The following is a 23,328-nucleotide window of genomic DNA, read 5'->3' as shown; positions in this document are numbered from 1 at the left end:
GACCGAAACTGTAGAGGTCCGCCGAGGGGGTGACAGCCGGCCGCTTACCGTCGAGTAATATCGCGCGGCAGGCCACTGGAGGAGGAACCGTGCCACGGTCCGAACGCTCGTCCCTGCTGCTCGCCGGTCTGCTGGCGACCGCGGGAGTCGCCCACTTCGCCGCACCGAGACAGTTCGACGCGATCGTCCCGCGCGCCCTGCCGGGATCACCCCGGTCCTGGACGTACGCGAGCGGCGCCGTCGAACTGGCGCTGGCCGCCGGGATCGCCGTACCGCGCACCCGGCGCACGGCGGCGCTCGCCGCGGCGGCGTTCTTCGTGGGCGTCTTCCCCGCCAACGCGCAGATGGCGCTGGACTGGCGGGACCGCCCGGCCCCGCAGAAGGCGGTGGCCCTCGGCCGGCTGCCCCTTCAAGTGCCCCTCGTACTGTGGGCACGCAAGGTCGCGAAGAATGGGGAGGAACGGTCATGAGTGATCGCTTGAACGTCGGCGACAAGGTCGAGGACTTCACGCTGCCGGACGAGACCGGCACGGAACGCAGCCTCACGGAACTGCTCGCCGAAGGGCCCGTGGTGTTCTTCTTCTACCCGGCCGCCCTGTCCCCCGGCTGCACCGCCGAGGCCTGCCACTTCCGCGATCTGGCCGCCGAGTTCGCGGCCGTCGGCGCCCGGCCCGTCGGCATCAGCGGCGACACCGTCGACAAGCAGAACGAGTTCGCCGGGAAGAACACCCTCGGCATGCCGCTCCTCTCGGACGTCGACGGCACCGTCCGGACGCTGTTCGGGGTCAAGCGCGGCTTCTCGCTGGCACCCACCAAGCGGGCCACCTTCGTCATCGGCGAGGACCGCACCGTCCTGGAGGTCGTCTCCAGCGAACTGCGGATGAACACCCACGCCGACCGCGCCCTCGCCGCCCTGCGCGCCCACCGGAAGTGACACCGGGGCCGCAAATGCCGTATCGCGGTTGATGCGGCGCCGTACAGGGACCATCCTGGACGATATGGAGCAGGCCTGCGCCACGGCGGTCGTCGATGCCCGGGGCATCGTCAGGGGGTGGAGCGAGGGCGCCCGCGCGCTGACGGGATACCCGGCCGAGGAGGCCGTGGGCCGGCCGGCCGCGGCACTGCTCGCCGAACCCCCCGCCGCCGCGGTCCTGGCCGCGCTGGCGGGCCCGGTGGTCCTGCGACACCGCGCCGGCTCCCCGCTCCCGGTCCACCTGCGGGCCTGCGCGGTGCTCGGCGCGGACGGCGCGCCGGACGGCTACGTCCTCACCGCCGAGACCCCCGCACCCGGACCGGACCTCGCCGCGCGGGCCTTCGAACAGGCCTCGATGTCCCTGTCCGTCTTCGACACCCGGCAGCGCTACCTCCGCCTCAACGACGCCGCCTGCCGCGTGATGGGAGTCCCGGAGGACGTCCTCCTCGGCCGCTACTTCCCCGAGAGCGTCGAGGACGCCGAACACAGCCGGGGCTTCCTCCGCAATCTGCGCCAGGTCGTCGAGACGGGCAGACCCGTCCGCTACGACAGCTGGGCGGGCGCCCCCGCCATGAACCGGGAACACGCCTGGAGCATCGAGATGTGGCCCCTCCGGGACCCCTCCGGCGAGCTGACGGCGGTCGCCCTCGCCGCGTTCGACAGCACCGAGCAGTACCTCGCCCGGCAGCGGCTGGCCCTGCTCAACGAGGCGGCGACCCGCATCGGCACCACTCTCGACGTGGTGCGCACCGCCGAGGAACTGGTCGAGCTGCTCGTGCCGCGCTACGCCGACTTCGCCAGCGTGGACCTGCTGCCGTGGGTGCTCGGCGCCGACGAACCGCCGCAGGACCCGGACAGCGAGATCGTGCTGCGCCGCGTCGCCCACGGCTCCGTCACCGAGGGCGCCCCGGACGCCGCCGTGCCCCTCGGCCAGGCCGATGTCTACCCGGTCTCCTCACCGCCCGTACGGGCCCTGCGCGAGGGACGGGCGGTGCGCGGCCAGGCGGGTGAACCCGACTTCGTCCGCTGGGTGGAGGACCGCAACGCCCGCTCCCCGGAAGGCCGTTCGTACCGCGAGGGCGTCCATTCGATGATGGCGGTGCCGCTGCGGGCGCGCGGCACCACCCTCGGTGTCGCGGTGGCCGTCCGCATGGCGCACCCGGACGACTACGCGGAGGACGACGCCGTACTCGCCGAGGAACTGGCCAGCCGGGCCGCCGTCTGCATCGACAACGCCCGCCGCTTCGCCCGCGAACGCAGCACCGCCCTCGCGTTGCAGCACACCCTGCTGCCCAGAGGCCTGCCCGGACAGGCCGCGGTCGAGGTGGCCCACCGCTACCGGCCCTCCGGTTCGCTCGCGGGCATCGGCGGCGACTGGTTCGACGTGATCCCGCTCTCCGGCAGCCGGGTCGCCCTCGTCGTCGGTGACGTGGTCGGCCACGGCATCGCCTCCTCGGCGACCATGGGCCGCCTGTGCACGGCCGTGCGCACCCTCGCCGACGTGGACCTGCCGCCCGACGAACTCCTCACCCACCTCGACGACCTGGTCACCCACCTCGCGACCGACGACACCGGCGACGAGGTCGCGGAACTCGGCGCGACCTGCCTCTACGCCGTCTACGACCCCGTGTCGCGCCGTATCGCCATGGCCGCCGCCGGACACCCGCCGCCCGCGCTCGTCCTGCCCGACGGAAGTGCGAGCATCGTCCCCATGACGGCCGGACCGCCCCTCGGTGTCGGCGGACTCCCTTTCGAGGCAGTGGAGTTGGAGCTGCCGGAGGGTGCGATCGTGGCGCTGTACACGGACGGTCTGATCGAGGACCGGGACCGCGACGTCGACCACGCCACCGCCGAACTGTGCGGCGCGCTCACCGCCTCCGCCGAATCCCTGGACGCGCTCTGCGACTCGGTGCTGAAGGCCGTGATGCCGGAGGAACCGAGCGACGACGTGGCCCTGCTGCTGGCCCGCACCCGCGCCCTGGGCGGCGACCGCGTCGCCACCTGGGACATCGAACCGGACCCCGCCCATGTGGCCGGAGCCCGGCAGGCCGCCACCGACCAACTCGCCGCGTGGGGACTGGAGGAGGAGGCCTTCGTCACCGAACTCGTCGTCAGTGAACTGGTCACCAACGCCATCCGCTACGGCCAACCGCCCATCCAGCTCCGCCTGATCCGCGACCGCGCCCTCATCTGCGAGGTCTCCGACGGCAGTTCGACCTCACCGCATCTGCGCCGCGCCCACGCCTACGACGAGGGCGGACGCGGACTGCTCCTCGTCGCCCAGCTCACCCAGCGCTGGGGCAGCAGACAGACCGGCGGCGGCAAGACCATCTGGGCGGAGCAGCCGCTGCCGCCCGACTGACCGGACCGCTCACTCGAAGGGGCAGCCCGGATTCGGCGCGTCCTCCGAGAACGGCGCTCCGTGCGGCAGGACGTACAGCACGTCCAGGACGAGCGGAGTGCTCCCCAGGTTGCGGCCGATGTGCACGTTGCCCGCCCCGGCCGGCTCCTGGATGGTGCTGCCCCTGCGGTAGACGCCGTCGGAGGCGCAGCTGGAGTCGAAGTGGCTGAGCGTGCCCTGCTTGACGATGCCGTACAGGGGGCCGTCGTGGTAGTGCCAGCCGGTGGCCTGACCGGGCGGAATGGTGATCTCGCGGACCGTGTAGTCGGTGTCGCCGATCGTGGTCTGGCTGATCAGCCGGGCGGTGACCCCGGGTCCGGCGGGGGTCGCCTGGGCGGTGCCACCGGCCAGCAGGGCGGCGGTGGTCACCGCTCCGGTCACGGCGGTGCGGAACGCGGTGCGCATACGGGAACCTTCCGGTGGGATCTTGTGTCTCCGCCGTGAACATAGAGGCAGGGAAGGCGAGTTGGGGGCGGAAACACGCGACTTCCCCGGGGAGTCTCAGAATTCCTCGTGCGTCTCCGGGTCCCCGCCCAGGCGCTGCGGCGCGTGCTCGCCGAGGGCCGCCAGCTGGGCCGGGCCGAGTTCGAAGCCGAAGATGTCGAGGTTGGCGCGCTGCCGTCGCGCGTCGGCCGACTTGGGGATCGGGACGGCCCCCAGCTGGGTGTGCCAGCGCAGCACCACCTGCGCTGGGGTGACACCGAAGGCCTCCGCGACCGTCACCACGGTCGGGTCGTTCAGCAGCTCGGAACCGCGGCCGAGCGGACTCCAGCTCTCGGTCAGAACACCCTTCGCCGCGCCGAAAGCGCGCAACTCGTCCTGCGGGAACAGCGGATGCAGCTCGATCTGGTTCACGGAGGGCAGCACACCGGTCTCCTTCTCCAGCCGCTCGATGTGGCCGGGCGTGAAGTTCGAGACACCGATCGACCGGACGAGACCGTCCTCACGGAGCTTGATCATCGCCTTCCAGGAATCGACGAACTTGCCGACGCGGGGCAGCGGCCAGTGGATCAGATACAGGTCCACGTACTCCACGCCGAGCCGGGCCCGGGACTCCTCGAAGGACGCGAGGGTCTCGTCGTGGCCGTGGTGGCGCCCCGGCAGCTTCGTCGTCACGACGATCTCCTCGCGCGGCACACCGCTGCGCGCGATGCCCCGCCCGACACCGGTCTCGTTGCGGTAGTTCGTCGCCGTGTCCACCAGGCGGTAGCCCATGCGCAACGCGCCGTCGACGGCCTCCTCGGCCGTCGCGTCGTCCATCGGCCAGGTGCCCAGACCGATGGCGGGGAGCTTCGTTCCGTCGTTGAGCGTGTGCGCCGGGATGCTGATCACGGTCGACCTTCCCTTGGATGTGCGGTACAGCCAGTATGGGCGAGCGGGGGTCGGGCCGCCTCGTGCGGTGATCGCCGTCACGATCTTCCTTGGAACCCGTACGGCCTGGGTACGACCCGATACGGACGACCGACCGGGCAGGGACGACGACGGAGCGCGCATGACGACGGACAACGGCAGCGGTACGACACCCAGCGGCAGCGGTACGACAGCCGGCGGCGGCGGTTCCGGTACGGCGGACGAGCGGGCGCGGGCGGCCGGCGTGGAGGTCAGGCCGGCCGCCGGGCACATCGGGGCCGAGATCACCGGGGTCGATCTGGCCGGTGACCTCGACGACGCGGTGGTGGCCGCGATCCGGGCGGCCGTGCTGCGCTGGAAGGTCGTGTTCTTCCGGGACCAACGGCTCGACCACGCCGCTCATGTGGCGTTCGCGCGCAGGTTCGGCGAACCGGTCGTCCTCGGCCGGCGCGGCAGCGCCTCACCGGCCGGTTTCCCCGAGGTCGAGACCACCGCGGACCGGCTGGAGCTGGGCGGCCGGTTCGGCATGGAACACGAGGAGTGGCTGGAGCGGCGCCGGCACACCCTGCTGCGCGGCTGGCACTGCGACCACGGCGCCCGCATCGACCCACCGGCCGCGACGATCCTGCGCGCCGAGACCGTCCCGCCGTACGGCGGCGACACCACCTGGTCGAACCTGGCCGCCGCCTACGCCGGACTGTCGCAGCCCGTAAGGGAGTTCGTGGACGGGCTGCGGGCCGAGCACCGGCTCGGCGTCGGCTACCAGCCCCGGCCCGGCGACGACGCCTACGTCCGGCATCTGCTCGACCACCAGGTCGCCTCGGAACACCCGCTGGTCCGGGTGCACCCCGAGACGGGGGAGCGGGTGCTGTTCGTCAACGGCTACTACCTGGAGCAGATCACCGGGATCTCGCGCGCGGAGAGCGCCGCGGTCCTGGAGCTGCTGCTCGCGCAGGCGACCCGCCCCGAGTACACCGTCCGGTTCCGCTGGGAGCCGGGCAGCGTGGCCTTCTGGGACAACCGGGCCACCATCCACCTCGCTCCCGGCGACAACGCCCACCTCGGCTTCCCCCGGACCATGCACCGGGTGATGCTCACCGGCGACATCCCGGTCGGCGTCGACGGCAAGCCGTCCGAGCCGGTCGTCGGCACCGAGCCCGGCCGCTGGTGACACCGCGGGGTCAGCCGGCCGGCTTCCAGCCGAGCGCCGGTCCCAGCACGGTCGCCATGTCGGTGAGGATCTGCACGTAGTCCTCGTGCTCGAAGGTGAACGGCAGCGCGAACGCCACCTCGTCGACCTCCCTGAACGCGGCGTGCGCGCCCAGCAGTTCGGCGATCTCCTCGGAGGTGCCGACGATGTCCGGCGCGAACATCAGCCGGGCCGGGCCCTGCGGCGACGTGGTACGGGGAGTGCGCCTGCGGGCGAACTCCTCGTACTTCAGGCGCTGTTCGGGCGAGGCGGAGTCGGTGGGGATGACCACCAGCCCCTGGGAGACGCGGGCGGCCTCCCCGTCCGGGTGGTGGGCGCGGAACGTGCGGATGTGGGAGAGCTGGATCTCGGCGAAGTCCCTTGACTCGTCCGGCCCTTCGGCCTTGACGACACTGCTCGTCAGGAAGTTCATGCCGTGCTCGCCGGCCCACCGCGCCGAACTCGCGCTGCCGCCGCCGTACCACAGGCGGCGGCCCAGCCCGGGGGAGTGCGGCTGCACCCGGTCGGAGAACACCTCGAAGCCCTCGACGCCGCTGAAGTCGGTGGCCGGTTCGCCCCGGACGAGGTCGAGCAGCCGCCGCACCCGCTCGTAGCTGAAGTCCTCGCTGTCGGCCGTGTCGGGGTACAGCGCCTCCTTGACCTGTGCGTAGTGCATCGGCGGGCCGACGCTGACGCCCGGGTTGATCCGGCCGCCGGACAGGATGTCGACGGTCGCCAGGTCCTCGGCCAGGCGCAGCGGGTTCTCCCAGCCGAGCGGGATCACCGCCGTGCCCAGCTCGATCCGGCTGGTGCGCTGGGAGGCCGCCGCCATCACCGCGACGGGGGAGGAGATGCCGTACTGGAGATGGCGGTGGCGCAGCCAGGCGCTGTCGAAGCCGAGCCGCTCGCCGAGTTCGATGATCTCCAGCGTCGACTCGTGGCCCCGGCGCGGATCGGCCTCGTCGAAGAGGCCGATGGTCAGGAAGCCCAGCTTCCGCAACGGGCGTGAGGTGGGCGGCACGGGCTCCTCCGGCGGTCGTACGTCAGTTCTGTTCTGTCCTGATTGTGGCAGGTGAACATTGCGGGAGTGTGATCAGCGCAGCGGGATGACGACCTCGTCCTCGACCGGCGGGTCGATCTCCTGGGCGCGGTTGCCGGTGGCCGCGAAGCAGCGCAGCCGTATCGCCTCCGGGGTGACGTCCAGCCGGAGGAAGCATTTGAAGAACGGCGGGCTGTACGTCACCGAGCCGGGCGAGAAGAGCTGCGTGTAGATCTTGCGCACCGGGAGCCGGAAGCGCGAGGTGCGGTCGGGACGGCCGCCCGCGCCCAGCAGGCTCGCGACCAGCCGGATCCGCCGGGTGATCCGGACCGGCGGGCCCGGGGCGCGGGTCGGCGGGATGCCGAGCCGCTCGCGGATCACGGCCGACGCCTCGGCCTCGGTGAGGGTGAAGAAGCGGCGCAGCCGCAGCCGCCGGCCGTACAGCCGGCTGTAGAAGGCCAGCGAGTCGCCGCGCAGCGGATAGCAGCGGAAGTCCGCCTCGGTGACGTTGCCGATGTCGACGCGCGGCACGGTGTGGGTCGCGTGCATGAACGCGCCGCCGCCGCCCGAGACCACGTACTGGAGGACCCGTCCGTCGTCCAACCGCACCGGATAGCGCTGGTAGTTGTGGATGTCGCCGCCGATCGCCGCCACGAAGTGATGGTCCGGATCGCGGACGACGTCGTCCACCGTGCCGCCGCCCTCGATGGCACAGGGGTCGTACTTTCCGTCCACGTACAGGGGCGAGCCGGTGACGAGGATCTTCGGCGTCGGTCCCTTCGCCACCTCCCGCAGCCAGGCGCCCTGTTCGGCGTCGATCGTGCCCAGCAGACCGGTGTCGATACCGATGATCCGCACCGGCCCCGCGTCGATCGCCCAGTACGGGCCCGGCTGGATTGCCTGTTGGAGCGGCGAGGAGCGCAACTCCCGTTCCTTGTTGAGGTGTTCGCCGTCGGTCTGGCGGGGGTGGTGCCACAGCAGCGAGCGCCACCAGGCCCGGGTGAGCGGGCGCGGCCCCGACTCCGGCGCGGGCAGCGCGGGCGCGTCGTCGCAGAAGACGCGCATGAAGCCGCCGAGGCCCTCGTACCAGTCGTGGTTGCCGGGTATCGCGTAGATCGGCGCGGGATAGTCCTGGTACGGGCGGAAGAACTTCGTGCCGTAGTCGTCGGCGGTGCCCACCGGATAGATGACGTCGCTGGCGACGACCGCGAAGTCCGTGCCCTGACTGACCTTCAGAAACCCCGGCACGACGGCGTACTGGGGATCGTCGCCCTCGCCCGTGTCACCGATGACCATGAACGAGAAGGTGTCCGCGTCGTCGCGCCGGATCACCTTGTCGGCGGGGGCGCCGGCGGCCGTGCGCTGCGCCACCCAGCGGCTGCGGGTGTCACCGGTCGGGTCCCCGAACCAGGAGGCCAGCACACCGTTGCGCGCGGACCACAGGGTCCTCGGGTCGAGCCACGAGACCTTCTTGACATGGGTCGGCATCAACTGCCGGTACGCGCCGCGTTCCGCGCCGCCCCAGCCGGCGCCTTCGGGGGTGTCGCGTGAGGATTCAACCACCTGTGCACCGTAACAACGGGCCACGGCCGGTCCGGCGGCAGGGGCCTGACAACATCAACGCGACGACGCTCAACCGAAAGGCCCCCGCATGCCCGGCGAAGCCGACTTCATCGATCTGCTCCCCGACCCCGAACTCCGGTCGGACCGGCTGCTGTTGGGCATCCGTCACTTCGACGAACCCTTCCTCGTCACCGTCTCCCTCTCGCAGGGCCTCGGCTCCAGCGACCTGTGGCTGGACCGGGGGCGGGCGGGCAAGGCGCGGCTCGCGGAGTTCCGGCGGATCGGCGACCGGGTCCTGTTCGCCGTCCGCAACAAGCACTTCCGCACCTCCGGAGACGAGGCCGCCGTACGGGCCGGGGACGAGTCGTTCGCGCTGTCCGTGGTGTGGAGCGGACCCGTCCTGCGGGAGGAGAACGGCGCGGTGGTCGTCGACGCGACCGGCCTGGTCCTCGCCGACCACGACCGGGTCGCCGAGCATCTGCGCGCACAGGAGCAGGGCGACCACACGATCGACGCGTCCGCGAGCCTCCCGCTCCTCGCCGACAGCCGCACCGGCCCGCGCGCCGTCCGGCTGCCCGCGCTCCTCACCTTCCGGGGCCCGGGGCGGGGCAAGGCCCTCCAGGCGGTGGCCGCCGACCCGCGCGCCGTCACCGTCGTCCAGCAGCTCAACCTGATGCGGCTGCCCGCGACCCCGCTGCCCGTCCGCCGCTACCACCCGGCCTCCGGCGGCTACGGCATCGGCTACGCCGACCACGGCCTCGTCGGCCGCGCGGGCACCCAGGTCAAGATGCAGCCCCGCTTCCGCGCGGAACCCGGCGGCGCCCCGATCGTCTTCCAGGTCGACCCGGCCGTCCCCGAACCGTTCCGTTCGGCGGTCGTCGAGGGCGGCAACTGGTGGCAGCCGGCCTTCGCCCGGATCGGACTCCCGGACGCCTACCGCGTAGAGCCCGGCGGCGCCGGCTTCGACCCCTACGACCCCGAGGTCAACGGCGTGGTCTGGGTGCACCGTTCGGGCCGCGGCTGGTCCCTCGGACAGGGGCTGACCGACCCGCGCACCGGCGAGATCCTGCACGCCCGGGTACGGCTCGGCTCCCAGCGCGTCGAGCAGGTCCGCGCGCTCGGCGAGGCCCTCCTCGCCCCCTACGGCCACCCTGACGAGGCCGAACGACTGGCCGCCGTGGAGGAGTTGGTGCTAGCCAGGCTGCGCCAGCTCGCGGCGCACGAGATCGGCCACGCCCTCGGCTTCATGCACAACTTCGCCGGTACGGGGCACCCCGAGCCGTCCGTCATGGACTATCCGCACGCCCGGGTCCGTGTCACGGAGCAGGGCGATCTCGATCTCTCCGCCGCGTACGGCACGGAACTCGGGCCGTGGGACCACTACTTGGTCGCGCACGCCTACGGACGGTTCGGTGAAGGCGAAGGCGAAGGCGAAGGCGAAGGACAAGCTGAGGGCGAGGGCGAGGCCGTCGCGCTCGCCGCACTGCGCCGCTCAGCCGCCGAGGCCGGGCTCGCCTACGTCTCCGACGAGGACGCCCAGGGCCCGCACGCCGCGCACGCCGACGCCGTGCCCTGGGTCGGCGGAGGGGACGCCCTCCAGTCGCTGGAGACGATGCTGAGGGTCCGCCGTATCGCCCTGGACGGCTTCTGCGCCGGGGTGCTGCCGCCCGACCGGCAGACCGGCGAACTGGAGGAACGCGCCGCGCTGTTGCACCTGCTGCACCGGCACGAGGTGGCGGCCGTGGCCAGGCTGGTGGGCGGGGTGCGCTACGCCTACGGCCTGGCGGGCGAGACCGGCCGGGGCGCCGAAGCCGTCGACGCGGCCACTCAGCACACAGCGCTCGCCCGCCTCGCCGGACTGCTGCGCGCCGAACAACTCGCCCTGCCCCAGGCGGTGTTGGACACGCTCACCCCGCCCGCCATCCGCTACGGCCGGACGGAGCAGTACCTCGACACGGGCGCCGGGCGGGTCTTCGACCCCTTCGAGGCGGTACGGGCCGCGACCGCCCTGGTGACCGAGCAGTTGCTGGACCCGGCCCGGCTCAACCGGGTCGCCTGGCAGCACGCGGCGGACCCCGCCGTGCCCGGTGCCGCGGACATCGTCGACGCGCTCCTCGCCACGACATGGCGCCGCGGCGACCCGGTGTCCGGCGAACTGCCCGGCGGGGCGGCCGTGCAGCACACGGCGGACTGGACCCTCCTGAACCACCTGCTGACCTTGCTCGGCGACACGGCGTTGCACACCCCGGTGCGTATGGCGGTGCGCGGCGCCGTGCGGCGGCTCGCGACCGAGCTGCGCTGCCAGGGCGACGAACACGCCGATGAGGCGGGGGAGTTGATCCGCGCCTTCCTGGCCGATCCCGGCTCGGTACGGCTCGATCCGCCGCCTCGGGTGCCGCCGGGCGCGCCCAACTGAGTCCGGCGTCTACCGGGGTCGGCGGCGGCCGGTGCTCGCACGCGGCGTGAAGGCCGCTTCGGGCTCCGGTGCCGTGTGCGTGTCGGCGGTTCGGGGGCCGACGGGATGGCGGGCGAAGGACCGGTCCCAGGTGCCCTCGCCCATCACCAGCAGCGGGTCGAACATCACGACGACCCCGGCCAGCAGCAGGAAGATGACCGGCCCCAGCAGCATGGGCAGCAGCAGCGAGGTGGCGGAGTCACCCGTCCACGCCCCGCCGGTGCCGTGCAGATGGACCCGCACGGCGGCCATCGCCGTGTAGTGCATTCCGGACACGGCCACGCCCATCACCAGGCTGGCGCCCAGACTCGCCAGGAAGCCCCGGATGGAGACCGCCGCCCACAGGGCCGCCGTCGCGGCGACGATCGCGATCGCCACGGACAGCGCGACCGTGCCGGTCCGGTACTCGATGGTGCCGTCCAACCGCAGGGCGGCCATGCCCAGATAGTGCATCGCGGCGACCCCGAGGCCGGTGATCACGCCCGCCGCCGAGAGCGTGCCGGGGGTGGCGCCGCGATAGCCCACGGCGAACACCCCGACGGCGACCATGACGATCGCCACGGCCAGACTCAGCACCGTGAGGCCGGCGTCGTAGCCGATGCGGGTCTCCTCGACCTGGAAGCCGATCATGGCGATGAAGTGCATCGTCCAGATGCCGCAGCCGATCGAGGTCGCGCCCAGTGCGAGCCAACCCGCCTTCCAGGAATGTTGGTTGTGCAGGGACCGCACCACGCAGCGCAGTCCCAGGGCACCTCCCAGGCAGGCCATCAGATAGGCCGCCACCGGAGTCACCGCGCCGTAGCGGAACCCGTCGATCGTGCCGTTCATGAGCCAACTCCCCCCAGAGTCCCGGCTTCCTGTGGGGGGAGTATGTACGAACCGGGGCCGGGCCGCGCACCTCTTTCACAGCTGTTCTTGACGAAGTCTCTAATTTCAGGGCCCACTTGCGACCCATCGGGGGAGATACGCGGACAGATCCGTCCGGTGGCCGGTGGCCGGTGGTCAGGGCTGCTGCGGCTTCTCGCGGTCGATGAAGTCCTTGGCCTTGTCCTGCGCCATGTCGACCTGCTTGGCGTGCTTGCCGCCGGTGCGCTCGTCGATCATGTCACCCGCCTTGTCGACGGCCTGCTTGGCCTTGTCGGAATTCTGGCCGAGCATTCCCTTGACCTTGTCCATGAACGACATGGCTGTCCTCCTTCGGACGTGCGTTGGCCCTCTCAGCATCCCCCGCGTGCGCGTGGGCCGCATTTCGGTGCCGACGGGGGCCGATCGTCACAGATCGTGAGTGGCCGGTCCGCGACGCCGGCCGGGCCGGGTGACAGAGGGAAAACCCTTGAGTGCCCCGGGCTCGCGTGACATGGACGGGTCAACGCTGTCATCCTCCACGCAGTTACCCCACGGATCCTCCATGGATCGGTCAAAGTTCGGTCGGCCCCGCACAGCTCAGCTCTCCCGGACAGCAGACCCGGCTGTCCGGTCTGTCACCGGCCGCGTCCGCGGCCGTCGCAGGAGGAGTACGAGTGAGACGCATCCCCCGCAAGCGGACCGCGGTTGGAGCCCTGATCTCCACCGCCGCGCTGCTCGCCGTCGGCATCCAGTCGGTTCCGGCGAGCGCGAAGCCCGCGTCCCCCCACCCCAGCCCGCTGCGCACCGGCAGCCTGGAGGCGAAACTCACCCCGGCGCAGCGCACCGCCCTGGTGAAGAGCGCCTCGGCGAACAGCACGAAGACCGCCCGCACCCTCGGCCTCGGCGCCAAGGAGAAGCTGGTCGTCAAGGACGTCGTCAAGGACAACGACGGCACCGTCCACACCCGCTACGAGCGCACCTACGCTGGTCTCCCCGTCCTCGGCGGCGACCTCGTCGTGCACACCCCGCCCGCCGCGCAGGCGACCGGCACGGTGAGCGCGACCTTCAACAACAAGCACACCCTCGCGGTGCCCTCCACCACCGCGTCCGTCGCCAAGTCGGCCGCCGAGACCAAGGCCCTCACCACCGCGAAGGCCCTCGACGCCAAGGCGCCGAGCACCGACAGCGCCCGGAAGGTCATCTGGGCGGGTGACGGCACCCCGAAGCTCGCCTGGGAGACGGTGATCGGCGGCTTCCAGGACGACGGCACCCCCAGCCAGCTGCACGTCATCACCGACGCCACCACCGGCAAGGAACTCTCCCGCTTCCAGGGCATCCAGACCGGCACCGGCAACACCCAGTACAGCGGCACGGTCTCGCTGAGCACCACGCTGTCGGGTTCGACGTACCAGCTGTACGACACCACGCGCGGCGGCCACAAGACGTACAGCCTCAACAACGGCACGTCCGGCACCGGCACCCTGATGACGGACTCCGACGACGTGTGGGGCACCGGCTCGGGCTCCAACACCCAGACCGCGGGCGCCGACGCGGCCTACGGCGCCCAGGAGACCTGGGACTTCTACAAGGACACGTTCGGCCGCAGCGGCATCAAGAACGACGGCGTCGCCGCGTACTCGCGCGTCCACTACAGCACGGCGTACGTCAACGCCTTCTGGGACGACAGCTGCTTCTGCATGACGTACGGCGACGGCTCGGGCTCCACGCACGCGCTGACCTCGCTGGACGTGGCGGGCCACGAGATGAGCCACGGTGTCACCTCGAACACCGCCGGGCTCAACTACACCGGTGAGTCGGGCGGGTTGAACGAGGCGACCTCCGACATCTTCGGCACCGGCGTCGAGTTCTACGCCAACAACTCCACCGATGTCGGCGACTACCTCATCGGCGAGAAGATCGACATCAACGGCGACGGCACGCCGCTGCGTTACATGGACAAGCCGAGCAAGGACGGCTCCTCGGCCGACAGTTGGTACTCTGGGGTCGGCAACCTCGACGTGCACTACTCCTCGGGCCCGGCGAACCACATGTTCTACCTGCTCTCCGAGGGCAGCGGCACCAAGGTCATCAACGGCACCACCTACACCAGCAGCACCTCCGACGGCGTGGCCGTCGCGGGCATCGGCCGGGCCGCGGCCCTGCAGATCTGGTACAAGGCGCTGACGACGTACATGACGTCCAGCACGAACTACGCCGCCGCCCGCACCGCCGCGCTCAACGCGGCGGCGGCGCTGTACGGCACGAGTTCCGTGCAGTACGCGGGAGTCGGCAACGCCTTCGCCGGCATCAACGTCGGCAGCCACATCACCGTGCCGACCAGCGGTGTCACGGTCACCAACCCGGGCAGCCAGTCCTCCACCGTGGGCACGGCGGTCAGCCTCCAGGTCGCGGCCAGCTCCACCAACAGCGGCTCGCTGACCTACGCGGCGACCGGACTGCCGACCGGCCTGTCGATCAGCAGCTCCACGGGCGCCATCACCGGCACCCCGACGACGGCGGGCACCTACAGCACCACCGTGACCGTCACCGACAGCACCGGGGCGACCGGCACCGCGTCCTTCACCTGGACCGTCAGTTCCAGTGGCGGGGGCGGCAGTTGCACCTCCACGCAGCTGCTGGGCAACGCCGGCTTCGAGTCGGGCAACACCACCTGGACCGCGACGAGCGGGGTCATCACCAGCTCCAGCAGCCAGGCGGCCCGCACCGGTTCGTACAAGGCCTGGCTCGACGGCTACGGCTCGACCCACACCGACACGCTGTCCCAGTCGGTGACGATCCCGAGCGGCTGCACCGGGACGACGTTCACCTTCTACATCCACATCGACACGGCCGAGACCACCACCAGCACCGCGTACGACAAGCTGACGGTCACCGCCGGTTCGACCACCCTGGCCACCTACTCCAACCTCAACGCGGCCAGCGGCTACGTCGCGAAGTCCTTCAGCCTGTCGGCCTTCGCGGGCACCACGGTGGCCCTGAAGTTCAGCGGGGTCGAGGACTCCTCGCTCCAGACCAGCTTCGTGATCGACGACACCGCCGTCACCACCAGCTGACCGGTTCCACCTGTTCCGTCCGGCACCCCGCACGCGCCCCCAGGCGTGCGGGGTGCCTCCGGTTCGTCCGGCTCAGCTCAGCGGGTCCAGCGTCAGATAGGCCTGCTGCGGGTTCCCGTCGTTGACGAGGGACTCGTGGGCGCCGACGTCGTCGAACGCGAAGGCGTACGCCTTGCCGTCGGCCATCTGCGCGTGGACGTCGCGCGCGTACTGGTTGGTGACCGGGTCCACGTAGAAGTTCGCCGAGGTGGTGTCCGGCTGGTTCGCGTTGACCAGGAGCGTGGAGCGGTTGAAGCCCGCGCACAGCGTGCGTGAAATCGGGCCGCGTACCAGGTCGTTGGGCGCGTCGAGGTTTTTGTAGCAGCCGAAGACGCTGGCCGCGTCCGGCTTCTGGAACGTGGTGACCACCGCCCCCGAACCGTTGGTGAAGTTCATGACGCCGCCCGACACCCGGCCGTAGTACTTGGTGTTCGGCTGGTCGGCGAACGGTGTCACGGTCAGGGTCGACGACGCGTACTTCGCCCAGACGCGGTTGATGTAGTCGTCCAGCACGGTGCTGGGCAGGGCACCCGTCTCGATGCCGTATCCCGGTGCGAGCGCGCGCAGCACCGTGCCGTCGGAGCGGGTCTGGATCAGGCCGGCCCAGCCGCCGGACTGTCCGCGCAGCGCGTTGAAGAACCCCGTGTAGCCGCCGGACTTGAGGTGCCCGGTGGTGGCGGTGCTCCCGTCCGACCGCTGCACCCCGACCGCGTAGGGGGCCGAGAACATGTCCACCTGGGTGCTGTTGATCCACAGCCCGGAGTCGTTGAGCGTGTACTCGGACCAGTTGAAGAGGATGTCGCGGTTGGGGTCGGTCGGGTTCTGCACGGCCGGCTGCACCAGGCCGCCCGTGGTCAGCTTGAACACCAGTTTCCGGCCGTAGGAGAAGTAGAGGCGGCCGGAGAACTTGGGGATCCGGATCGTGGTGGACTGCCCGGCCGCCGGTCCCGGGATCGAGGCGTCCGGTGCCGGGGTGGGCGGGTTGCCGCCGGCGGGCCAGGCGTGGAAGGTGCCGTTCGCGTCGGCCCAACCCTGTTGTCCGGTCGCGAGGTTGGTGCCGAGGTCGTAGAGGTAGACCGCGTCCCCGCGCCCCGAGTTGTTGGTGATCTTGAGCGGGATCGTGGCGGGCACCGCCGCGTCCGCCGTCAGGGGTGTGGCCAGCGCGAGCATCGTGGCCACCGCGGTCGCGGTTCCGAGTCGGCGCAGGATTCTGCCGAGCACTGCTCACCTCCGTGTGGGGGTGTACGGATGATTGGTCCGTACCTGTTTGAGAGCGCTCTCAGAGTCCCGCCGGGTCGCGTGCATGTCAATGAGCGGGGCGAAAGGTGCCCACGGCGACTCGCGCCGTGGGCACCAGGGTCGGATCAGGAGACGCGGTCCTCGTTCAGAAGGTGCGCGCCAGCAGATCGAGCAGCGCGGCCCAGTGCCGCTCGTCGGCCTCCGCGCTGTACGACGAGGTGTCGGCCTGCGTGTAGCCGTGGTGCGCGCCCGGATAGACCTCGCAGCGGTGCCGGACGCCCGCCGCGGTGAGCGCGTCGTCGAACCGCTTGATCTGGTCCTCGGGCAGCCCCGGGTCCTGGTCGGCGTGGCCGAAGTACACCTCGGCGGTGATGTGCGCGGCGGCCAGGTGCGGGCTGTTGGGGTCGTCGGTGGCCAGCCGCGCGCCGTGGAAGCCGCCCACCGCCGCCACCCGGTCCGGGTGGGCGCCCGCGGTGTAGACCGCGAGCCGGGCCCCCATGCAGTACCCGGTGACCGCGACCGGACCGTCGGCGGCCACGGGGGACTCGGCCAGCCAGCGCAGATAGGCGCCCGCGTCCCGCTCGACCAGGTCGGGCGTCAGCCCCTGCATCAGCGGGCCGACCAGCCGGAAGATCTCCGGCCGCGCCTCGGGGTCGATGAACTCGGGCAGCTCCACCACCGGCGCCCGGCCGTTGCGGTAGAACACGTTCGGCACGAGGACCGTGTAACCGGCCGCGGCCAGCCGGTCGGCCATCGACTTCAGGTGCGGACGCAGTCCGAAGGCGTCCTGGTAGAGCAGCACGGCCGGATGCGGGCGCCCGTCACCGGGATGCGCCAGATAGGCGTCGGCGACGCCGTCCTCGGTGGGGATGTCCACGGCGGTGCCCTGTACTGCGGTCATGGCGGGGATGCCTCCCGGCGGTTCGGCTCCGGGCCGGCAGCCGGCCCGGAGCGGCGTGTTCCGGTCATCGTGGCACGCCTGCCCGCGGCCCCGCCGCCGGGGTCACTCGAAGCGGGAGACGTCCCCCGCGCCCTTGCGGACGATCTCGGCCTCGCCGCTGGAGAAGTCGATGACCGTCGTCGGTTCCGTACCGCAGTCCCCGGAGTCCACCACCGCGTCCACCACGTGGTCGAGCCGGTCCTTGATCTCCCAGCCCTGGGTCATCGGCTCCTCCTCGTCGGGCAGCAGCAGCGTGCTCGACAGCAGCGGCTCGCCCAGCTCGGCGAGCAGCGCCTGGGTGACGACATGGTCGGGGATGCGCACGCCCACGGTCTTCTTCTTCGCGTTCAGCAACTGGCGCGGCACCTCCTTCGTCGCCGGGAGGATGAAGGTGTAACTGCCGGGCGTGGACGCCTTGATGGCCCGGAACACGTCGTTGTCGATGTGCACGAACTGGCCCAGCTGGGCGAAGTTCTGGCACACCAGCGTGAAGTGGTGCCGGTCGTTGAGCTGCCGGATCGTACGGATCCGCTCCATGCCGTCGCGGTTGCCGAGCTGGCAGCCCAGCGCGTAGCAGGAGTCGGTCGGGTACGCGATCAGCGCACCCGAGCGGACACTGTCCGCGATCTGCGAGACGGTGCGCGGCTGCGGGTTGTCCGGGTGCACGTCGAAGTACTTGGCCACCCGCCGAGCTTATGCCGTACGGCCACGGGTCGCCGCGCGGGCCCTCATGTCACCCGGTTCGCACGGGCGTACCCCGGCGAAACCGGGGAAGCCGACAAGTGCGCTCGGGGCTCTCCCCCGAACCCGGGCGGCACGGCTCCGCCTGCGGCTCCCCTCCGAGGCCGCGGCGGAGCCGTTCCAGCACCCGGCGTGCGTAGGCCACGGCCGCGGGGACGCGCCCGGCACCCGTACAGGCCGTCCCCGTTCAGCCGCGCAGCCGTACCGGGATCTCCTGCCAGCCGAAGGCGATGAAGGACGGCACCTGGCGCAGGGCGTCCGGGGCGACGGCCAGGCGGGCCCCCGGGAAGCGGTCGAAGAACGCGGGGAGCGCGGTCAGCGCCTCCACCCGGGCGAGCGGCGCGCCGATGCAGCGGTGCACCCCGATGCCGAAGGACAGATGGTCGTCGGCGCCGCGGGCCGCGTCGAAGACATCGGCGTCGGGGCCGTAGTGCGCGGGATCGAGCCCGGCCGCCGCGTACGTCGTGATGATGGCGTCCCCGGCCGGGACGGTGACGCCGCCGACGGTGAGGTCACTGACCGCGAACCGGAGCGGCAGCGAGGCGATGGACGGGTGCACACGCAGCGTCTCGTCCACGACCGCGTCCCAGGCGATCTTCCCGGCCCGCGCCTCCGCCAGCTGCTCGGGCCGCCCGAGCAGGGCGACGATCGCGTTGCCGATGAGGTTGACCGTCGTCTCGAAGCCCGCGCCGATCACCAGCAGCAGGGTGTACAGCAGCTCCTCGTCGCTGAGCCGGTCGCCGTCCTCGTCGCGCACCCGGATCAGTTCCGTGGTCAGGTCGTCGCCGGGATGCTCGCTGCGATGGGCGATCAGCGCGGGCAGTACGGTGCCGATCTGCCGCTGGACGGACGCCGCGTGCTCCGGGCTCGGGTCGGAGGTGTCCATGATGGCCGCGATCAGCCGCCCGGTGTCGTCCACCAACTCGTCCGGCACACCGAAGAGTTCGCAGATGATCCGCATGGGCAGGGGCTGGGCGAGCGCCGCGCGGATGTCGACCACCTCGGCGTCGTCCGAGGCCACCGCGTCCAGCAGCTCCGTCGTGATCGCCTCCACCCGGGCCCGCATCGCCTCGGTGCGCCGGTGGGTGAAGCTCGGCGCCACGAGCTTGCGCAGGCGGGCGTGGTCGGCGCCGTACGTGGAGAGCATGTTGACGACGCCGATCCAGCCCAACACCCAGCCCCAGGAGGGGTGTTCACCCATCTCGGGCCACAGGCGCCAGTGCAGCCGCGGATCCCGGCTGACCCGCGGGTCGAGGATCAGCTCCTTGAGGGTGTCGTAGCCGGTGGGCGCCCAGGCGGGGATGCCGCCGGGCAGTTCGACGGGCACGATCGGGCCGAGGGCACGCAGCGTGGCGGTCTCGGCGGCCATGTCGGCGCCGAACGGGTCGAGGGCGATGCGGTCGGACACGGTCACGACGGGTCTCCTGGCTGGTCGGGGGTGCGCGGGCCGAACCGGACGGGCAGCGAGGTGAGCGAACGGTGGAAGGGGCCGGGACGCCAGGTCAACTCCGCGCGCTCCACCAGGGGTTCGAGGTCCGGCAGCCACTGCGTGAGCCGCTCGATCGCCTCCGTCGCGATGAGCAGCGTGTGCCGCTTGACCGGGCAGGCGTGCGGACCCGCCGACCAGGAGAGGTGCGAGGCGTCCTGGGGATGCCGACCGGTGACCACCTCCTGCTCGGCGAAGTGCGCGAGCGCGCCGTACGAGACGACGACCGGGGTCGTCGGCCTGATCCACGCGCCGTGGAAGGTGACGGGTGAACGGGCGTAGTGGATGCCGTAGTTGGCGAGCGGCGTCTCGTGGTGCAGGACCTCCACGACGGCGTCCATGACCGGGCGGGCGCCACTGGTGAGCGTGGAGTAGTAGACCGAGGTGCCGAGGATGCGGGACAGCGCGTTGGACACCAGGTTCGCGGTCGGCTCGTGACCCGCGCCCAGGGTGAGGAACACCTGCCAGGTGACCTCCTCCGGGTCCAGCCCGGCCGGATGGTCGAGCAGCCAGCTCGTCAGGTCGTCGCCGCGCGTCTTCGCCTTGGCGGCGATGAGTTCGAGGACGTAACCGCCGAACTCGGCCTCGCCCGCGGCTGCCTGGGCCCCGCCCTCGATCATCATGCCCAGCGCCCGGTCCAGCCGCTCGCTCTGGCTCTCGGGCAGTCCGAAGAGGCTGTTGAAGACCAGCGCCATCAGCGGCCGGGCGAACTCGCCCACCAGGTCGGCCTGTCCGCGCGGCCCGAACCGGCTCACCAGGACATGGACCGCCCGGTGCACCCGGGCCCGCAGGTCGTGCGGTTCGATCCGGTCGAAGGCGTCGATCAGCGCGGCCCGGTAGCGGATGTGCGCGGCGCCGTCCGCGAACAGGGAGTTGGGCCGCCAGCGCATCATCCCGAGGACCGGCGAGTCCTCGGCGACCGTCGTCTCCCACGGCCGGGGATCGTGCGAGAACGTCTCGGTGTCGCGCAGCAGGTCCAGCGCCGCCCGCCGCTCGGTGACCACGTACGCCGGTACGCCCGGGGCGAGTTCGGCCCAGCCGACCGGACCCTGGGCGCGCAGGGCGGCGTAGTAGCCGTAGGGGTCCAGCGCGAAGCCGTCCTCCCACAGCCGGACGGGGCGGGTCGGGGATGCAGTGGTCACCGGGGCTCCGGGGGGTCGCGGTCGATCAGGTGCTGGACCAGGGCGAGCAGCGCGTCCATCGCGGAGTTCGCGTCCCGGGCGTCGCAGGTCACCAGCGGAGTGCCGGGCGCCAGGTCCAGGGCGGCGCGCAGTTGCTCCTCGCTGTGGTGGCGGGGCGCGTCCGGGAAGGTGTTGAGGGCGACGGCGTACGGCAGCCCGCTCTCCTCGACCAGCCCGAGCATGTCGAAGGAGGCGTCGACGCGTCGGCTGTCGACCAGCACCAGCGCCCCGAGCGCGCCGTGGGCGATGTCCTCCCACAGCGCCCGGAACCGCTCCTGCCCGGGTGTGCCGAAGAGGTACAGCACGATCCCGCCCGGCAGGCTGAGCCGCCCGAAGTCGATGGCGACGGTCGTCGTCGACTTCTCCCGCACCCCGTCGAGATCGTCCACGTGGACGGACGCCTCGGTCAGCCGCTCCTCGGTGTGCAGCGGCCGGATCTCCGACACCGCGTCGATCAGCGTGGTCTTGCCCACCCCGAACGGGCCGGCGATCAGGATCTTCACCAACTCCCTGGCGGTGTCCGGCAGATGGATGCCGCTAGTCGTGCTTGAGGGCGCGTAGGCCATCGGCCACTCTCTTCAGCAGGTCGGGGTCGAAGGTCTCGGCGGGCGGGATCGGGGCGCGCGCGAGCACCAGGTTCAGATCGAGGAGACCGGCGGCCAGCACCCGCACGGCGGAGACCGGCAGCTCCAGCAGGGCCGCCGCCTCCAGCACCGTCAGCGAACCGCCGTACAGGGCGTCCAGCAGGGCGAGTTGGGCCGCCGGCAACCCGGCCGGCACGGGCTCGCCGCTGCCGGAGAGCACCGTCAGCCGCTCCAGTTGCGAGCGGCTGGGCCGGGCCACCCCGCCGGTCGACAGATACGCGGGGACCAGGGGACGGCCGCCGCGGCGGCCCGTCATGCCGACGCGCCGCCGTCAACTCCCCGCGGAGCGGCGGCCATCGCCTTCTCGCCCAGGCGCGCCACCTGCGAGTGCACCCGGTGCGCGAGCAGATCGAGCCGCACCTCGGTGTCGCCGTAGGCCGCCACACACGTCCCGTGATCCGTGGGGACGATGAGCACGTACCCGTGGTCCGACTCGATCACCACCTGCCGGATCTCGGCGTCCTCCCGGTCGGCGAAGGCCGCCGCCGCGGTACGGCACGCGCCCTGCACCGTGCTGGTGATCGCCGCCACCCGCTCGCCCGAGGCCTGGGACAGCGCGTCGGTGTACCCGCGCACCAGCCCGTCCCGGGTCAGCAGCACCGCGGCCACCACGTGCGGCACCTCCAGGATCGGATCGAGCACCCAGGCCGTGTCGCCCCCATCGCGGCTGATCATCTAGCCGCTCCCCCCTCGTAGTCGTTCCCGTGATCGTCCTGATCGACATCGTGCGCCGCCGGTCTGGGCCCGGCGGAGTCCTCGGCCGCGGCGCCCTGGCTCGCGGCGCGCGCGGAGGCGGTGCCGGACTGGAGCGCGCCGAGCGCGGCGGCGGCCTCCTCCGGGCCCCGCTCCGGTGGTGCCGGGGCGGTCGGCGTCTTCCGGGCGGCGGGGGCGCTCCGCGCGCTCGCGGCGGCGACCGCGTCGCGCCGGCGGCGGCGCGGGAGTCCGCCGGTGTCGGGCACCGCCTGGTGCCCGGGTACGTCGGCCGGGGCCCGTTCGTCCGGCTCGGAGCCGTAGGAGTGCGTCGGCGCGGGCGTGGGCGCCCGGGTGGGAGCGGGGGCCGGGCGGGTGGAGCGCGCCGCGCCCGCCGCGGCCGGTCGCCGCTCGGGGTCGATCCGGCTCAGGAGGTGGCTGTCGATCCGCAGGACCGCGCGCACACCGCCGTAGGGGGAGGGCGAGGACACGTCGACACCGAGGTCGAACTGCCGGGTGAGGCGGCCGATCGCGGCGAAGCCCATGCGCGGCGGATCGCCCAGGTCGGTGAGCAGGACCGGGTCGCTGCCCGCCACCGTCCGCCGGGCGTGCTCGCGCTCGTCCGGGGTCATGCCCAGGCCCGCGTCGTCGACGGTGACACAGACGCCGTGGTGGACGTGCTCCAGGTTGACCACGACCTCGGTGTCCGGAGCGGAGTGCCGCAGCGCGTTGTCGAGCAGCTCGGCGGCGATGATCGCGACCGGTTCGACGGCGTGCGAGACCAGCGCGGTACCGGCTTCGAGATGGTTGTACACCCGCACCCGGTGGTATCCGGCGAGCCGGGCCTGCCCGCCGGTCACCGCCTCCACGAGATGCGAGTCCTCCCGGGCCAGTCCGACCCAGGCCCCGCACACGACGGCCGTCACCTGCGCGCGGCGCAGCGACTGCTCGTTCTCGTGGTCGAGCATGAACAGGGTCTGCGCCAACTCCGGGTCGTCGTAGCGCTGTTGGAGCGCGCGCAGGGCGTCCTGCAAGCGGTACAGCGCGGCCTGGATCTCCCGGGTGGCCCCGCGCATCCCGGCCTGCGCGGCGGCGTCGATCCGGGTGCGCTGCGAGGTCAGCTCGGAGCGCACCGCGCCGAGCACGTTCTCCAGGGCGATCCCGAGGGGCGAACCGACGAACTGCGGCTGCGCCGGTCCCGGCACGGTCACCCGTGGATGCGTCAGCTGCCGGGCGACGGCCGGAATCCGCTGGACGGCCAGATGCTCGGCCTCCGCCGCCAACGCCGCCTGGACACCGGCCAGTCGGTCCCGCAGCTCCGCGATCTCCGCGTGCTGCACGGCGCGCCTGCGCCGCGACCGCAGCAGACCGGCGCCCAGAGCGAGCGCGGACAGCGTTCCGGCGGCGAGCGCACCGGTCACCAGGTCCGGTAATTCGGTCATCGAATCGAGTCCAAGCGCAGTCGGGCAGGGCTGAGT

General features: G+C 72.0%; 21 protein-coding genes. 6 read left to right on the top strand and 15 right to left on the bottom strand.

The window, feature by feature from the left end; genetic code table 11:
- The first annotated feature begins 89 nt into the window (after positions 1 to 89).
- The 3 genes from ACIQPR_RS23215 to ACIQPR_RS23205 all read left to right on the top strand — a co-directional run bounded on the left by ACIQPR_RS23215 (position 90) and on the right by ACIQPR_RS23205 (position 3,335).
- The gene (locus ACIQPR_RS23215; RefSeq protein ID WP_403651259.1) at positions 90 to 470 is read left to right on the top strand and encodes a DoxX family protein; all 381 of its coding nucleotides are present in this window, start codon (positions 90 to 92) and stop codon (positions 468 to 470) included.
- Entirely contained in the window at positions 467 to 934 is a 468-nt protein-coding gene (locus ACIQPR_RS23210; RefSeq protein ID WP_403651257.1) for a peroxiredoxin, read from the top strand. Before ACIQPR_RS23215 ends, ACIQPR_RS23210 begins: the two co-directional genes overlap by 4 nt.
- A gap of 64 nt (positions 935 to 998) precedes the next feature.
- Entirely contained in the window at positions 999 to 3,335 is a 2,337-nt protein-coding gene (locus ACIQPR_RS23205) for a SpoIIE family protein phosphatase (protein ID WP_403651255.1), read from the top strand.
- A 9-nt stretch (positions 3,336 to 3,344) separates the two neighbouring features.
- Here ACIQPR_RS23205 and ACIQPR_RS23200 read toward each other — a convergent pair whose 3' ends face one another.
- Both ACIQPR_RS23200 and ACIQPR_RS23195 read right to left on the bottom strand, forming a co-directional pair.
- Positions 3,345 to 3,779: a cupin domain-containing protein gene (locus tag ACIQPR_RS23200; protein WP_403651253.1), complete on the bottom strand. Its 435-nt coding sequence runs from the start codon at positions 3,777 to 3,779 to the stop codon at positions 3,345 to 3,347.
- A gap of 96 nt (positions 3,780 to 3,875) precedes the next feature.
- The gene (locus ACIQPR_RS23195) at positions 3,876 to 4,706 is read right to left on the bottom strand and encodes an aldo/keto reductase (protein ID WP_403651251.1); all 831 of its coding nucleotides are present in this window, start codon (positions 4,704 to 4,706) and stop codon (positions 3,876 to 3,878) included.
- 160 nt (positions 4,707 to 4,866) lie between these two features.
- On the opposite strand from ACIQPR_RS23195, the gene ACIQPR_RS23190 reads away from it, so the two are divergent.
- A complete protein-coding gene (locus ACIQPR_RS23190; protein ID WP_403651249.1) occupies positions 4,867 to 5,895 on the top strand; it encodes a TauD/TfdA dioxygenase family protein in 1,029 nt (342 codons plus the stop codon).
- A 10-nt stretch (positions 5,896 to 5,905) separates the two neighbouring features.
- Here the strand turns inward: ACIQPR_RS23190 and ACIQPR_RS23185 are convergent, their stop codons facing one another.
- Both ACIQPR_RS23185 and ACIQPR_RS23180 read right to left on the bottom strand, forming a co-directional pair.
- Positions 5,906 to 6,934, bottom strand: a complete 1,029-nt coding sequence (locus tag ACIQPR_RS23185; RefSeq protein WP_403651247.1) for an LLM class flavin-dependent oxidoreductase — start codon at positions 6,932 to 6,934, stop codon at positions 5,906 to 5,908.
- A 72-nt stretch (positions 6,935 to 7,006) separates the two neighbouring features.
- A complete protein-coding gene (locus ACIQPR_RS23180; RefSeq protein ID WP_403651245.1) occupies positions 7,007 to 8,515 on the bottom strand; it encodes a metallophosphoesterase family protein in 1,509 nt (502 codons plus the stop codon).
- Between the two features lie 88 nt (positions 8,516 to 8,603).
- On the opposite strand from ACIQPR_RS23180, the gene ACIQPR_RS23175 reads away from it, so the two are divergent.
- The gene (locus ACIQPR_RS23175; RefSeq protein ID WP_403651243.1) at positions 8,604 to 10,931 is read left to right on the top strand and encodes a zinc-dependent metalloprotease; all 2,328 of its coding nucleotides are present in this window, start codon (positions 8,604 to 8,606) and stop codon (positions 10,929 to 10,931) included.
- Between the two features lie 9 nt (positions 10,932 to 10,940).
- Here the strand turns inward: ACIQPR_RS23175 and ACIQPR_RS23170 are convergent, their stop codons facing one another.
- Together ACIQPR_RS23170 and ACIQPR_RS23165 are read right to left on the bottom strand one after the other, a co-directional pair.
- Entirely contained in the window at positions 10,941 to 11,798 is an 858-nt protein-coding gene (locus ACIQPR_RS23170; protein ID WP_403651241.1) for an MHYT domain-containing protein, read from the bottom strand.
- A 174-nt stretch (positions 11,799 to 11,972) separates the two neighbouring features.
- A complete protein-coding gene (locus ACIQPR_RS23165; RefSeq protein WP_403651239.1) occupies positions 11,973 to 12,155 on the bottom strand; it encodes an antitoxin in 183 nt (60 codons plus the stop codon).
- Between the two features lie 335 nt (positions 12,156 to 12,490).
- On the opposite strand from ACIQPR_RS23165, the gene ACIQPR_RS23160 reads away from it, so the two are divergent.
- A complete protein-coding gene (locus ACIQPR_RS23160) occupies positions 12,491 to 14,890 on the top strand; it encodes a M4 family metallopeptidase (RefSeq protein WP_403651237.1) in 2,400 nt (799 codons plus the stop codon).
- 72 nt (positions 14,891 to 14,962) lie between these two features.
- Here the strand turns inward: ACIQPR_RS23160 and ACIQPR_RS23155 are convergent, their stop codons facing one another.
- The 9 genes from ACIQPR_RS23155 to ACIQPR_RS23115 form a co-directional block, all read right to left on the bottom strand.
- The gene (locus ACIQPR_RS23155) at positions 14,963 to 16,099 is read right to left on the bottom strand and encodes a glycoside hydrolase family 64 protein (protein ID WP_403651494.1); all 1,137 of its coding nucleotides are present in this window, start codon (positions 16,097 to 16,099) and stop codon (positions 14,963 to 14,965) included.
- 214 nt (positions 16,100 to 16,313) lie between these two features.
- Positions 16,314 to 17,069, bottom strand: a complete 756-nt coding sequence (locus ACIQPR_RS23150) for a dienelactone hydrolase family protein (protein ID WP_403651235.1) — start codon at positions 17,067 to 17,069, stop codon at positions 16,314 to 16,316.
- A gap of 102 nt (positions 17,070 to 17,171) precedes the next feature.
- The gene (locus ACIQPR_RS23145; protein ID WP_403651233.1) at positions 17,172 to 17,792 is read right to left on the bottom strand and encodes an L-threonylcarbamoyladenylate synthase; all 621 of its coding nucleotides are present in this window, start codon (positions 17,790 to 17,792) and stop codon (positions 17,172 to 17,174) included.
- 244 nt (positions 17,793 to 18,036) lie between these two features.
- Complete coding sequence (locus ACIQPR_RS23140) at positions 18,037 to 19,263, bottom strand: cytochrome P450 (protein ID WP_403651231.1); 1,227 nt, start codon at positions 19,261 to 19,263, stop codon at positions 18,037 to 18,039.
- A complete protein-coding gene (locus ACIQPR_RS23135) occupies positions 19,260 to 20,477 on the bottom strand; it encodes a cytochrome P450 (RefSeq protein WP_403651229.1) in 1,218 nt (405 codons plus the stop codon). The genes ACIQPR_RS23140 and ACIQPR_RS23135 overlap by 4 nt, the downstream gene beginning before the upstream one ends.
- Positions 20,474 to 21,082, bottom strand: coding sequence for a GTP-binding protein (locus ACIQPR_RS23130; protein ID WP_403651227.1), 609 nt, complete (start codon positions 21,080 to 21,082; stop codon positions 20,474 to 20,476). The genes ACIQPR_RS23135 and ACIQPR_RS23130 overlap by 4 nt, the downstream gene beginning before the upstream one ends.
- Entirely contained in the window at positions 21,054 to 21,416 is a 363-nt protein-coding gene (locus ACIQPR_RS23125) for a DUF742 domain-containing protein (RefSeq protein WP_403651225.1), read from the bottom strand. Before ACIQPR_RS23125 ends, ACIQPR_RS23130 begins: the two co-directional genes overlap by 29 nt.
- A complete protein-coding gene (locus ACIQPR_RS23120) occupies positions 21,413 to 21,835 on the bottom strand; it encodes a roadblock/LC7 domain-containing protein (RefSeq protein WP_359603926.1) in 423 nt (140 codons plus the stop codon). Before ACIQPR_RS23120 ends, ACIQPR_RS23125 begins: the two co-directional genes overlap by 4 nt.
- Entirely contained in the window at positions 21,832 to 23,292 is a 1,461-nt protein-coding gene (locus ACIQPR_RS23115; RefSeq protein WP_403651223.1) for an ATP-binding protein, read from the bottom strand. Before ACIQPR_RS23115 ends, ACIQPR_RS23120 begins: the two co-directional genes overlap by 4 nt.
- Positions 23,293 to 23,328: the final 36 nt, after the last annotated feature.

This window comes from Streptomyces sp. NPDC091280 (assembly GCF_044768565.1).
Taxonomy (GTDB): Bacteria; Actinomycetota; Actinomycetes; order Streptomycetales; family Streptomycetaceae; genus Streptomyces.
This window is presented reverse-complemented; position numbering and strand designations above follow the sequence as displayed.

Excerpts from the sequence above, each read along its gene's own strand:
- ACIQPR_RS23210 (WP_403651257.1), top strand. The coding sequence starts at position 467 with ATGAGTGATCGCTTGAACGTCGGCGACAAGGTCGAGGACTTCACGCTG.
- ACIQPR_RS23205 (WP_403651255.1), top strand. The coding sequence starts at position 999 with ATGGAGCAGGCCTGCGCCACGGCGGTCGTCGATGCCCGGGGCATCGTC.
- ACIQPR_RS23200 (WP_403651253.1), bottom strand. The coding sequence starts at position 3,779 with ATGCGCACCGCGTTCCGCACCGCCGTGACCGGAGCGGTGACCACCGCC.
- ACIQPR_RS23190 (WP_403651249.1), top strand. The coding sequence starts at position 4,867 with ATGACGACGGACAACGGCAGCGGTACGACACCCAGCGGCAGCGGTACG.
- ACIQPR_RS23175 (WP_403651243.1), top strand. The coding sequence starts at position 8,604 with ATGCCCGGCGAAGCCGACTTCATCGATCTGCTCCCCGACCCCGAACTC.
- ACIQPR_RS23170 (WP_403651241.1), bottom strand. The coding sequence starts at position 11,798 with ATGAACGGCACGATCGACGGGTTCCGCTACGGCGCGGTGACTCCGGTG.
- ACIQPR_RS23165 (WP_403651239.1), bottom strand. The coding sequence starts at position 12,155 with ATGTCGTTCATGGACAAGGTCAAGGGAATGCTCGGCCAGAATTCCGAC.
- ACIQPR_RS23155 (WP_403651494.1), bottom strand. The coding sequence starts at position 16,099 with ATGCTCGCGCTGGCCACACCCCTGACGGCGGACGCGGCGGTGCCCGCC.
- ACIQPR_RS23150 (WP_403651235.1), bottom strand. The coding sequence starts at position 17,069 with ATGACCGCAGTACAGGGCACCGCCGTGGACATCCCCACCGAGGACGGC.
- ACIQPR_RS23130 (WP_403651227.1), bottom strand. The coding sequence starts at position 21,082 with ATGGCCTACGCGCCCTCAAGCACGACTAGCGGCATCCATCTGCCGGAC.
- ACIQPR_RS23125 (WP_403651225.1), bottom strand. The coding sequence starts at position 21,416 with ATGACGGGCCGCCGCGGCGGCCGTCCCCTGGTCCCCGCGTATCTGTCG.
- ACIQPR_RS23120 (WP_359603926.1), bottom strand. The coding sequence starts at position 21,835 with ATGATCAGCCGCGATGGGGGCGACACGGCCTGGGTGCTCGATCCGATC.
- ACIQPR_RS23115 (WP_403651223.1), bottom strand. The coding sequence starts at position 23,292 with ATGACCGAATTACCGGACCTGGTGACCGGTGCGCTCGCCGCCGGAACG.